Origin of the sequence: Streptomyces sp. NPDC059853, from assembly GCF_042731495.1 — a bacterium.
GTDB lineage: Bacteria > Actinomycetota > Actinomycetes > Streptomycetales > Streptomycetaceae > Streptomyces.
In genome coordinates this window covers 1-11,539 of the sequence record NZ_JBHWJL010000155.1, presented here as the reverse complement: position 1 = coordinate 11,539, position 11,539 = coordinate 1, and the positions used below count along the sequence as shown (strand labels likewise).

12 protein-coding genes are annotated in these 11,539 nt (G+C 73.6%); 9 read left to right on the top strand and 3 right to left on the bottom strand.

The window, feature by feature from the left end; all coding sequences use genetic code 11:
- The 3 genes from ACFV5N_RS17235 to ACFV5N_RS17225 form a co-directional block, all read left to right on the top strand.
- The coding region (locus ACFV5N_RS17235; protein WP_385600132.1) for an NUDIX domain-containing protein at positions 1 to 780 on the top strand (780 nt) is incomplete at its 5' end.
- A gap of 80 nt (positions 781 to 860) precedes the next feature.
- A complete protein-coding gene (locus ACFV5N_RS17230) occupies positions 861 to 1,295 on the top strand; it encodes a sortase domain-bontaining protein (protein ID WP_385600130.1) in 435 nt (144 codons plus the stop codon).
- Positions 1,296 to 1,402: 107 nt separating this feature from the next.
- Positions 1,403 to 1,966, top strand: a complete 564-nt coding sequence (locus tag ACFV5N_RS17225; protein ID WP_385600127.1) for a hypothetical protein — start codon at positions 1,403 to 1,405, stop codon at positions 1,964 to 1,966.
- 27 nt (positions 1,967 to 1,993) lie between these two features.
- On the opposite strand, the gene ACFV5N_RS17220 is transcribed toward ACFV5N_RS17225, so the two are convergent.
- Positions 1,994 to 3,382 (bottom strand): dipeptidase, encoded by a 1,389-nt coding sequence (locus ACFV5N_RS17220; RefSeq protein WP_385600125.1) that lies wholly within the window; start codon positions 3,380 to 3,382, stop codon positions 1,994 to 1,996.
- Between the two features lie 173 nt (positions 3,383 to 3,555).
- Between ACFV5N_RS17220 and ACFV5N_RS17215 the strand changes: the two genes are divergently transcribed.
- Entirely contained in the window at positions 3,556 to 4,815 is a 1,260-nt protein-coding gene (locus tag ACFV5N_RS17215; protein ID WP_385600122.1) for a geranylgeranyl reductase family protein, read from the top strand.
- 33 nt (positions 4,816 to 4,848) lie between these two features.
- Here ACFV5N_RS17215 and ACFV5N_RS17210 read toward each other — a convergent pair whose 3' ends face one another.
- The gene (locus ACFV5N_RS17210) at positions 4,849 to 6,057 is read right to left on the bottom strand and encodes an MFS transporter (protein WP_385600119.1); all 1,209 of its coding nucleotides are present in this window, start codon (positions 6,055 to 6,057) and stop codon (positions 4,849 to 4,851) included.
- A gap of 68 nt (positions 6,058 to 6,125) precedes the next feature.
- On the opposite strand from ACFV5N_RS17210, the gene ACFV5N_RS17205 reads away from it, so the two are divergent.
- Positions 6,126 to 7,349: an ROK family protein gene (locus ACFV5N_RS17205; protein WP_385600116.1), complete on the top strand. Its 1,224-nt coding sequence runs from the start codon at positions 6,126 to 6,128 to the stop codon at positions 7,347 to 7,349.
- Here ACFV5N_RS17205 and ACFV5N_RS17200 read toward each other — a convergent pair.
- Positions 7,323 to 7,517 (bottom strand): hypothetical protein, encoded by a 195-nt coding sequence (locus ACFV5N_RS17200; protein WP_019436339.1) that lies wholly within the window; start codon positions 7,515 to 7,517, stop codon positions 7,323 to 7,325. The two genes, ACFV5N_RS17205 and ACFV5N_RS17200, sit on opposite strands and share 27 nt — an antisense overlap.
- Before the next feature lie 195 nt (positions 7,518 to 7,712).
- On the opposite strand from ACFV5N_RS17200, the gene ACFV5N_RS17195 reads away from it, so the two are divergent.
- The 4 genes from ACFV5N_RS17195 to ACFV5N_RS17180 form a co-directional block, all read left to right on the top strand.
- Complete coding sequence (locus tag ACFV5N_RS17195; protein WP_375066269.1) at positions 7,713 to 8,951, top strand: MurT ligase domain-containing protein; 1,239 nt, start codon at positions 7,713 to 7,715, stop codon at positions 8,949 to 8,951.
- Between the two features lie 23 nt (positions 8,952 to 8,974).
- The gene (locus ACFV5N_RS17190) at positions 8,975 to 9,703 is read left to right on the top strand and encodes a type 1 glutamine amidotransferase (RefSeq protein ID WP_019436337.1); all 729 of its coding nucleotides are present in this window, start codon (positions 8,975 to 8,977) and stop codon (positions 9,701 to 9,703) included.
- Positions 9,704 to 9,733: 30 nt separating this feature from the next.
- Entirely contained in the window at positions 9,734 to 10,660 is a 927-nt protein-coding gene (locus ACFV5N_RS17185) for a cytochrome c oxidase assembly protein (protein ID WP_385600111.1), read from the top strand.
- A gap of 305 nt (positions 10,661 to 10,965) precedes the next feature.
- Positions 10,966 to 11,539, top strand: a 574-nt coding sequence (locus ACFV5N_RS17180; protein ID WP_385600108.1) for a hypothetical protein, incomplete at its 3' end; no start/stop codon positions are given.

The window sequence follows — 11,539 nt, the reverse complement described above, 5'->3', positions numbered from 1 at the left end:
CCCATGACCCTGCTCGACCAGGAACACCGCGACGAGATCTTCGGCGGCCTCGCCTCGCGCGGGATCGCCGTCCGGCACTTCCTGCTGCACCTCGAAGAAACGTTCCTGCGCGCCCGGATCGACCGCCGCACCACCACCGACGGCGCCGCCACCCGCCACTGGTGCCTCACCCACCTGCCCCACTACACCGACGCCCTGCCCTGGCTCACCCGCGACGCCCACACCCTCGACACCCACCTGCACACCCCGCGCCGCACCGCCGAAGCCCTCGCCGACGCCATCGGCCGCGACGAGGGCACCTGCCCCATCGTCCAGACCCCGCCACCGCGCACCGAAACCCTCGCCGCCGGCATGCTCCTCTTCGACGACCGGGACCGCGTCCTCCTGGTGGACCCCACCTACAAACCCGGCTGGGAATTCCCCGGCGGCATCGTCGAACCCGGCGAACCACCCGCCCGCGCCGCCCTCCGCGAAGTCGCCGAAGAACTCGGCCTGCGCCTGCCCCACCAGCCCGACCTCCTCATCATCGACTGGGAACCACCCCACCCCACCCAGCCCGGCGGACTCCGCCTCCTCTTCGACGGCCGCCGCCTCACCCCCGACCAGATCCACGCCATCCGGCTGCCCCGCGACGAACTGCGCGCCTGGCGCTTCACCACCGAGGACGAAGCACAGACCCTGCTCTCCCCGAACCGCCGCGACCGCCTCCACTGGGCCCTGCACGCCCGCACCCGGGGCCGCCCCCTCAACCTGGAGGCCGGCATCCCCATCGGCACCTGACCCCGCCCGGATCGCGGCCCCGCCACCCGCGACCTACCGTGTGCCTGACGGCCCCGCACCGGGGGAGACCCCCACCAACGGTGAACCGCCATGCACCTCAGCGACCAGCAACCCCCCGACCGCGACAGCTGGAGCCCCCGCCTGGCCGCCGCCGCCCTCGGCTGCGCCCTCGTCCTCGGCCTCCAGCTCATCCACCACGCCACCACCCCCGGCGGGCCGCCCCAGCCCGCCGGCCACGACACCACCACGACCCCGCCGCCGGCCCCGCCGTCTTCTACGCCCTCGGCACCCTCACCCCCGGCGACACCATCGGCGTCCACCGCGACGACGGCACCACCTTGGACTTCACCGTCCACGACGTGGCCGTGCACGACAAGGACCGCCTCCCCGAGCGCGTCTACGCCGACACCGGGAACCCCGAACTCCGCGTCCTCACCTGCGGCGGCACCTACCACCCCGACACCGGCTACACCGGCAACGTCGTCGTCTACGCCACCCTCACCGGCACCCGCTGACCCGAACAGCCGCACCGGTGACCCGATCACCCCACCCGCGTGGCCGCACCCCCCCACCCCGCCTAGCGTCACCCACCACACACCGACCACCCACCCCAGGAGCCCCCATGGCCACACCCCGGCGGACCCTCGCACTCACCGCACTCACCGGCATAGCCCTCACCGCCGCCGCCCCCGCACCCGCCCAGGAGAACGGCTTCGCCTTCAGCGTCTCCCCCCGCACCGTCCAGCCCGGCGGCACCGTCACCCTCACCGCCACCGGCTGCACCGACGACGAGGCCTTCGCCGAATCCGGCGCCTTCGAACGCATCGGCCTCGGCACCCCCGGCCCCACCCAGAGCGCCCGCACCACCGTCAACACCGCCGCCCGCCCCGGCACCACCTTCGACGTCACCTTCAGCTGCGGCGGCCAGACCGGCCGCACCACCCTCACCATCAACAACACCGTCGCCGCCGCGGCCACCCCCACCCCCGCCACCGGCCCGGCCAAGGACGCCACCGACCCCACCGCCAGCTCCACCACCCGCCCCACCCTCGGCTCCCAGGCCGGCACCGGCGGCTCCCTGACCGACCACACCCCCGCCCTCCTCACCGGCGCCGGCCTCACCCTCGCCGCCCTCACCGGCGGCCTCCTCGCCCTGTACCGCCGCCGGACCCACCCCCGCCGCTGACCGGCCCCGGCGACAGCACCCCGAGCGCTACGCGACCGCCTGCGCCGCGTACCCCTGCACGAACAGCGCCTCGGCCACCGCCATCCGCTCCAGCTCCACCGGATCCACACTCTCGTCCACCGCGTGGATCTGCGCCGCCGCGTCACTCATCCCGATCAGCAGGATCTCCGCCTCCGGATACAGCCCGGCCAGCGTCGCCGTCAGCGGAATCGAACCCCCCTGACCCACCACCGACATCACCGCGCCGTCGAACGCCGACCGCATCGCCGAAGCCATCGCCGTGTACGCGGGGGAGGAGGTGTCGGCCCGGAACCCCTCACCCTCACCCGTCTGCTCCACCCGCACCCGCGCCCCCCACGGCGCCCGCGCCCGCAGATGCTCACCCAGCAGCCGCGCCGCCTCACCCGACGGCACCCCCGGCGGCACCCGCAGACTCACCAGCGCCCGCGCCCGCGCCTGCACCGACGGCGTCGCCCCCACCACCGGCGGACAGTCGATCCCCAGCACCGTCACCGCCGGCCGCGCCCACAGCCGGTCCGCCACCTCACCCGACCCGATCAGCTCCACCCCGTCCAGCACCCCGGCATCCGCCCGGAACGCCTCCTCCGCGTACGGCGTGCCCGGCCACACCCCGGAGGAGTCCAGACCGTCCACCACCGTCGAACCGTCCGCCGCCCGCAGCGAGTCCAGCATCCGGATCAGCGCCGCCAGCGCGTCGGGCGCCGCCCCGCCGAACATCCCCGAATGCAGATTCCCCTCCAGCGTGTCCACCTGGACCCGCACCATCGCCATCCCGCGCAGCATCGCCGTCACCGTCGGCCGCCCCACCCGCACATTCCCGGTGTCGCCGATCACGATCGCGTCCGCCGCCAGCAACTCCGGGTGCGCCTGCGCATACCGCTCCAGGCCGCCGGTGCCCTGCTCCTCCGAGCCCTCCACGATCACCTTCACCGTCACCGGCACCCCACCGTTCGCCCGCAGCGCCCGCAACGCCAGCAGATGCATCAGCACCCCGCCCTTGCAGTCCGCCGCCCCCCGCCCGTACCAGCGGCCCGCCCGCTCCGTCAGCGTGAACGGCGGCGAGGTCCACGCGCTCTCCTCCAACGGCGGCTGCACGTCGTAATGCGCGTAGAGCAACACCGTCGGCGCGCCCTGCGGCCCGGGCAGCAGCCCGTACACCGACTGGGTGCCGTCCGGCGTGTCCAGCAGCCGCACCTCCGTGAAGCCCTCACCGCGCAGCGCGTCCGCCACCCACCGCGCCGCGCCCTCGCACTCACTCACCGGGAACTGCTCCGGATCCGCCACCGACCGGAACGCCACCAGCTGTGCCAGTTCCTCCCGCGCCGCCGGCATCAGCGCCGCCACCGTGGCGGCCACACCCGCGTGCGCATCGGACCGCGAAGAAGACTGCTCCATCAAAAGCTCCTTGAGCTGCGCGCCGCCGCCGGCGCACCGCCCCCGGGGCACGCCCGGGCCGCGAACCTGACCGGGAATGACAGCAGATCATCCCACAGCGATCTCGCCCTCATCAGGACCGTAGGATGCCAATCCGAGGACGGAACGGACGGGCAGCGGGAGCAGCGAACAGCGTGAGCAGCGAGAGCGGAGCCGAGAACACAGTGGTGTGGGACGTCGTCGTCGTCGGAGCGGGGCCCGGTGGGGCCTCCGCCGCCCGCGCCGCCGCCGAAGCGGGACGACGGGTCCTCCTCCTGGAGAAATCCGAACTACCCCGCTACAAAACCTGCGGCGGCGGCATCATCGGCCCCTCCCGCGACGCACTGCCGCCCGGGTTCGAACTGCCCCTGCGCGAACGCGTCCACGCCGTCACCTTCTCCCTCAACGGCAAACTCTCCCGCACCCGCCGCTCCAAGCGGATGCTCTTCGGCCTCGTCAACCGCGCCGAATTCGACCAGCGGCTCGTCGAGGCCGCCGTCCGGGCCGGCGCCGAACTGCGCACCAAAGCCGCCGTCTCCCGCGTCGAACAGCACGGCCCCGCCGTCCCCGACCGCCGCACCGTGGCCGTCGTCCTCAGCGGCGGCGAGACCATCCTGGCCCGCGCCGTCGTCGGCGCGGACGGCAGCGCCAGCCGCATAGGAGCCCATGTCGGCGTCCGCCTGGACCAGGTCGACCTCGGCCTGGAAGCCGAGATCCCCGTGCCGCCCGAGGTCGCCGCCGACTGGGCCGGCCGCGTCCTCATCGACTGGGGCCCGCTGCCCGGCTCCTACGGCTGGGTCTTCCCCAAGGGCGACACCCTCACCGTGGGCGTCATCTCCGCCCGCGGCGACGGCGCCGCCACCCGCCGCTACCTGGAGGACTTCACCACCCGCCTCGGCCTCTCCGGCTTCGAACCCAGCATCTCCTCCGGCCACCTCACCCGCTGCCGCGCCGAGGACTCCCCGCTCTCCCGGGGCCGCGTCCTGGTCTGCGGCGACGCCGCGGGACTCCTGGAGCCCTGGACACGCGAGGGCATCTCCTTCGCCCTGCGCTCCGGCCGCCTCGCCGGCCAGTGGGCCGTCCGCATCGCCGACGCCTCCGACGCCGTCGACGCCCGCCGCCAGGCCCTCAACTACACCTTCGCCGTCAAATCGGGGCTCGGTACCGAAATGGCCGTCGGCCGCCGCATGATCGGCGTCTTCGGCCCCCGCCACCGGCTGCTGCACACCGCGCTCATCGGCTTCCGGCCCGCCTGGAACGCCTTCGCCCAGATCACCCGCGGCTCCACCACCCTGGCCGGCATCGTCCGCAACCACCCCGCCGCCCGCCGCGCCCTGTCCGCCCTGGACCGCGCCGAACCGGCCGCCGCCCCCGAACCGGCCGGCTCCGCCGACGAGCCGTCCCGCAAGGAATGACAACCGGCGGGCCGGCGCCAGGCGCCGGCCCGCTCAGGACGTGGCGGGCGCCGAGCCGCGCAGCCCGTACGCGACGACGGCCGCCACCGCCGACAGCGCCGCCACCGAGGTGAGAGCCGCCGCCAGCGAGAACCACTCCGCCAGGAACCCGATCGCCACCGGCCCCAGCAGCATCCCGGCGTACCCGACCGTCGACGCCGCCGCCACCCCGCGCGGCCCGGCCAGCGCCCCCGCCTGACCGATCGCCACCGGGAAGATGTTCGCCAAACCCAGGCCCGTCACCACGAAACCCACCAGGGCGAGCCCCACCGAGGGCGCCAGCGACGCCAGCAGCATCCCCGCCGCCGCCACCGTGCCGCCCGCCACCATGGCACGGGTCTGCCCGAGCCGCAGCAGCAGCCAGGTCCCCGACAGCCGCCCCACGGTCATCGCGAGCGCGAACACCGAGTAACCGGCCGCCGCCAGCCCCTCACTCGCCAGCAGCGTCTCGCGCAGATGCAGCGCGCTCCAGTCCGCCAGCGCGCCCTCCCCGTACGCCGTGCACGCCGCCACCACCCCCAGCACCACGACCAGCCACCCCACCGGGCCCGCCGCCGGCCGCACCCCGTCCGCCCCGGCGCCGCCCGTCCCCGCCTCCGCGCCCTCCGCCCGCAGGGGCGCGGGCACCGGAGCGGCCAGCAGCGTCCGCCCCGCCACCACCGTCACCAGCACCCCGATCAGCGCGAGCCCCGACAGATGCCAGGCCGGGGACAACGACCCGGCCACCAGCCCCCCGGCCCCCGCACCCACCATCCCGCCCAGCGAGAACGCCGCGTGGAAGCCCGGCATCACCGGCCGCCCCAGCGCCGCCACCAGGTCCACCGCCGCGCTGTTCACCGCGACGTTCATGCCGCCGAACCCCGCCCCGAAGAGCAGCAGCATCGCCCCCAGCACCACCGCCGAATGGGCGTGCGGCGGCAGCGCCACACTCGCCGACAGCAGCAGCGCGGCCCCCACCGTCACCGGATGGTTCCCCAGCCGCTGGCACAGCCGGCCCGTCAGCGTCATCGTCACGACCGCGCCGGCCGACACCCCCAGCAGCGCGAGCCCCAGCGCACTCGCCGACGCCCCCGTCTGTTCCTTCACCGCCGGGATCCGCACCACCCAGCCCGCGAACACGAAACCGTCCACCGCGAAGAACGCCGTGAGCGCGTACCGCAGTTGACGCAACCGCGGATCCGCGCCCCCGGCCGCGCCACCCACCCCGCGAGCTCCCCGTTCCGACCCGGCCCTGAATTTGTTCAGCGAAGGCACAAAGTCAGAATAGGGACGTGACCCGCTCTCGTACAAGGCTGGAACGCGGCCGCAACGCGCTCGGCCCCGCCCTCCAGCTCGTCCACACCGGCCGCGCCCCCACCCGCGCCGTCCTCACCACCGAACTCGGCGTCACCCGCGCCACCGCGGGCGCCGTCGCCGCCGAACTCCAGACCCTCGGGCTGATCACCGTCGACGCCCGCCCCGGCGCCCCCGCCGGCGCCCAGGGCCGCCCCTCCCACCGCCTGTCCATCGCCGACGACGGCCCCGTCGTCCTCGCCGGACAGGTCCACGCCGACGGCTACCGCGCCGCCCTCGTCGCGCTCGGCGGCACCATCGTCGCCACCACCCCCTCCTGCCAGACCGTCGACGCCGACCCCGCCCAGGTCATCGGCGAACTCGTCGCCGCCGGCGCCGACCTCCTCGCCACCAGCGGCCGCCGCTGCGTGGGCGCCGGACTCGCCGTCCCCTCCGCCGTCGCCGAACCCGAGGGCACCGCCCGCGGCCCCCTCCACCTCGCCTGGCCCCCGGGCGCCCCCGTCCGCGAGATCTTCAACCGCTGCCTCGCCGACGCCGGACTCCCCGCCGACGGCCACTGCGGCAACGACGTCAACCTCGGCGCCCTCGCCGAACACCGCCACGGCGCCGGTCACGGCGCCCGCCACCTGCTGTGCGTCGCCACCGGACACCGCGGCGTCGGCGGCGCCCTCGTCCTCGACGGCCGCCTCCACACCGGCAGCGCCGGCCTCGCCCTCGAAGTCGGCCACCTCACCGTCGACCCGGCCGGCCGCCCCTGCCAGTGCGGCAGCCGCGGCTGCCTCGACGTCGAGACCGACCCCCTCGCCCTCCTCGACGCCGCCGGCCGCGCCCCCGGCCCCGAAGGCTCCCTCCTCGACCAGGCCCGCGACCTCATCCGCACCGAATACCCCACCGACCCCGCCGTCCGCGACGCCACCCACGCCGTCACCGACCGCCTCGGACAGGGCCTCGCCGGCCTGGTCAACATCCTCAACCCCGACCGCATCATCCTCGGCGGCCTGCACCGCTGGCTCCTGGAGGCCAACCCCGGACGGCTGCGCGCCGCCGTCCGCGAGCACAGCCTGTGGGGCAAGGACAGCAACGCCACCCTCCAGCCCTGCACCCTCGACCACAACAGCCTCGTCGGCGCCGCCGAGCTGGCCTGGCAGCCCGTCCTCGACGACCCCCACGCCGCCCTACAGCCCGAAACCGCCCAGCAGTGACGCCACCGACTCACCACCCGCCGTGATCCCCGGCGCCAGCGCCGTCCCCGACAGATAGAAGCCGAACAGCGCGCACACCACCGCGTGCACCGGCCGCAGTCCGTCCTTGCGGAAAAACACCACCATCAACACCGCGAGCAGAAGCACCCACGAAACCGACAGAATCACCAGCCACTCCCTTCACCGTAAGCACTCTAAAGCCCACATAAAGTAATCATCACTCCAAACGGGCAAATGGGTGAAAGCCGCCCAGGGCGCCGGGAACCCGCCCGCCACGCCGCGCACTTGAGCGGACGCGGTGCGAGCACCGCCGCAGACCTCGATAGGCTGGTCATCGGTCTAGGGCAAGGAGGAGCCAGGACGATGTCAGAGAGCACGCCGCTGTCAGCACGGGCCAGGCTGGCCGTGACGGCGGGCAAGGCAGCAGCCGCCGTGTCGCGCGCCGCCGGCCGCGGAAGCGGATCGGTGATCGGTGGGCGAGTGGCCCTGAAATTCGACCCCGAACTGCTGTCGCGGCTCGCCGGACATCTGGACGTGGTCCTGATCTCCGCGACCAACGGCAAAACCACCACCACCCGGCTGGTCGCCGAGGCCCTGCGGGCCGGCGGCGAGGTCGTCTCCAACGCCCTCGGCGCCAACATGCCCGCCGGCATCACCTCCGCCCTCTCCGCCGGCGCCAACGCCCGCTTCGCGGCCCTCGAGGTCGACGAGAAATACCTGATCGCCGTCGCGCAGGACGTCAACCCCAAGGCCATCGCCCTGCTCAACCTCTCCCGCGACCAGCTCGACCGCGCCGCGGAGACCCGCATGATGGCCGAGCACTGGCGCGAAGGCCTCCAGGGCACCAAGGCCACCGTCATCGCCAACGCCGACGACCCCCTCATCGTCTGGGCCGCGTCCTCGTGCCCCAACGTCGTGTGGGTCGCCGCCGGCCAGGCATGGAAGGACGACGCCTGGTCCTGCCCCTCGTGCGGCGGCGTGCTCCAGCGCCCCGACGACACCACCTGGCGCTGCGCCGAATGCGGCTTCGGCCGCCCCACCCCCACCTGGGTGCTCACCGGCGACAGCGTCCTGGACCCGCACGGCACCACCTGGCCCATCCACCTCCAGCTGCCCGGCCGCGCCAACAAGGCCAACGCCACCTCGGCCGCCGCCGTCGCCGCCACCTTCGGCATCGCCCCCCAGGTCGCCCTCCAGCGCATGCAGTCCGTCGCCGCCGTCGCCGGCCGCTACGACGTCGTCCAGTACGAGGGCCGCGACATCCGGCTCCTGCTCGCCAAGAATCCGGCCGGCTGGCTCGAAACCTTCTCCCTCATCGACCCGCCCCCGGCCCCCGTCATCCTCGGCGTCAACGCCCGCGGCGCGGACGGCACCGACACCTCCTGGCTGTGGGACGTCGACTACACCCGCCTCACCGGCCACCCCATCGCCGTCATCGGCGACCGCCGCCTCGACCTGGCGGTGCGCCTGGAAGTCGCCGGCCAGAACTTCCAGGTCTTCGACACGGCCGCCGAAGCCATCCGCAACTCGCCCCCCGGACGCATCGAGGCGATCGCCAACTACACGGCGTTCCAGGACCTGCGCCGCGTCGTCGGCAACTGACACCAAGGAAGGCCAGCACACCCATGACCGCCTCCAGCCTGCGCCTGATCTGGGTCTACCCCGACCTGCTCAGCACCTACGGCGACCAGGGCAACGTCCTCGTGGTCGAGCGCCGGGCCCGCCAGCGCGGACTCGCCGTCGAACGCGTGGACGTCCGCTCCGACCAGCCCATCCCCACCACCGGCGACATCTACCTCATCGGCGGCGGCGAGGACCGCCCCCAGCGCCTGGCGGCCGAGCGCCTGCGCCGCGACGGAGGCCTCACCAAGGCCGCCGAATCCGGCGCGATCATCTTCTCCGTCTGCGCCGGCTACCAGATCCTGGGCCGCGAGTTCATCAACGACCTCGGCGAGCGCGAGGCCGGCCTCGGCCTCCTCGACGTCATCAGCGTGCGCGGCACCGGTGCCCGCTGCGTCGGCGACGTCCTCGCCGACGTGGACGACGCCCTGGGCCTGCCCCAGCTGACCGGCTTCGAGAACCACCAGGGCGTCACCCAGCTCGGCCCCGGCGTCCGCCCCTTCGCACGCGTTCACTTCGGCAACGGGAACGGCACCGGCGACGGCACCGAGGGCGCCTGGCGCGACACCGTCTTCGGCACCTACATGCACGGCCCCGTCATGGCGCGCAACCCCCAGATCGCCGATCTGCTGCTCCGCCTCCACCTGGACGTCCCCAGCCTGCCGCCGGTGGACGACCGCTGGTACGACGCCCTGCGCGCCGAACGCATCGCGGCGGCCACCCAGACCGTCTGACGCGAAACGCCGGGTCATATCCTGTTCCGCATGGACCATGGTGACCACGGCACGATGGCGGATCTGCCGCCGTTTTCCTTCGCACGCGGAATGGAATTCGGCGGCGATCCCCTCTTCCTCTGGGGAAGCCTGGCGGTTCTCGCGCTCTACCTGTGGGGCGCGATCCGCCTCCACCGCCGGGGCGACCGCTGGCCCGTCGGCCGCACCGTCTCCTTCGCCCTCGGCATCCTCTCCGTCATCGCGGTCACCTGCACGGCACTGAACGACTACGGCATGGTGCTGTTCAGCGTGCACATGGTGCAGCACATGGTGATCTCCATGGTCACCCCGCTCCTGCTGCTGCTGGGCGCCCCGGTCACCCTCCTGATGCGGGCCCTGCCCCCCTCGGCCCCGCGCAGGCTGCTGATCGCCTTCCTCCACACCCGGTACGTCCGGATCATCACCAGCCCGCTCTTCACCATCCCGCTGTTCATCGCCAGCCTCTACGGCCTCTACTTCACGCCGCTGTTCGACTTCCTGATGGAATCCAGGACCGGGCACATCGCCATGATGATCCACTTCCTGGCGGTCGGCCTCGTCTTCTTCTGGCCGATCATGGGCGTCGACCCCGGACCGCACCGCTCGGGCCACGTGATCCGCCTGCTGGAACTCTTCGCGACCATGCCGTTCCACGCGTTCTTCGGCATCGCCCTGATGATGGGCAGCGAGCCCATGGTGAGCACGTTCGCCGACCCGCCCGCCTCCCTGGCGACCGACGCCCTGGCCGACCAGTCCGCCGCGGGCGGCATCGCCTGGGCCTTCAGCGAGATCCCGACCGTCCTGGTCCTGGTGGCCCTGGTCTTCCAGTGGTGGGCCTCCGAGGAGCGCACGGCACGCCGCGAGGACCGCCAGGCGGACCGGACCAACGATCAGGCGCTGTCCGACTACAACGCGTACCTGGCCTCTCTCCCCAAGTAGCCACCACCTCACCGCCCGCCGTCCATCCGACCGGCGCCATGTCAACCCCGGGGTGATCGTGCGACCACCCCGGGTGCCGCGCGCGGCCGCCCGCTGTGAGGCGGCGCACGAGAGGCCCGTCACATCCGAAGGCCGGTAGGAGGGAACTGACGCGCCCGCCCGGCCACGGGGCCGCGGTGAGCGGCGCGGGCCTACGACTCCGGGCCGCAGGAGAGCCTCTTGCCCCGGTCTCGGGGGGTGGGGCACGGTAGCGGATGTCGCCATTCGCGGCATTTCTCCGCTCTCGTGAGGATCGAGGTTTGTGTATGACCGCCACCCACGGCGTTTCCCGTCTTCGGACCCGCACGGCTGCTGCGGCCGGCATCGTGACCGCCGGGGCTGCGGCTCTGTCTCTCGTCCACGTCCCGGCCGCGTCGGCCGACGCCCACACCCCGGCCACCGCCCCCACCACCGTGACCGCGAGTGCCCCGGTCTTCTCGGCGCCCGCGGAAACCGGGACACCGGAAGCGGCCCCCGACACCGGCGCTGCCGCCGCGGACGCCCCCGCCCAGCCCCAGGAGCAGCCCGCCGCCGCCCCGGCGGACACGCAGCCCCAGGAGCAGCCCGCACCCACCGACGACGGCCGTGGTGCTCAGTACCGGGACGACGGCACGCTGGTCGTGATCGACAAGAAGGACCAGCCGAAGCCGGAGCCGGCCTCGGCCGAGGAGATCGACCAGTGGATCAACGAGGCACTGGACGTACTCCACGAGAACGGCATCCCCGCCTCGTACGAGGGCATCCACAGCAATCTGATGCGCGAGTCGAGCGGTGACCCGCAGACGATCAACATGTGGGACTCCAACGCCCACAAGAACATCCCGTCCAAGGGCCTGCTCC

Coding starts and splice junctions, on each gene's coding strand:
- ACFV5N_RS17225 (WP_385600127.1), top strand. CDS start 1,403: ATGGCCACACCCCGGCGGACCCTCGCACTCACCGCACTCACCGGCATA.
- ACFV5N_RS17220 (WP_385600125.1), bottom strand. CDS start 3,382: ATGGAGCAGTCTTCTTCGCGGTCCGATGCGCACGCGGGTGTGGCCGCC.
- ACFV5N_RS17195 (WP_375066269.1), top strand. CDS start 7,713: ATGTCAGAGAGCACGCCGCTGTCAGCACGGGCCAGGCTGGCCGTGACG.
- ACFV5N_RS17190 (WP_019436337.1), top strand. CDS start 8,975: ATGACCGCCTCCAGCCTGCGCCTGATCTGGGTCTACCCCGACCTGCTC.
- ACFV5N_RS17185 (WP_385600111.1), top strand. CDS start 9,734: ATGGACCATGGTGACCACGGCACGATGGCGGATCTGCCGCCGTTTTCC.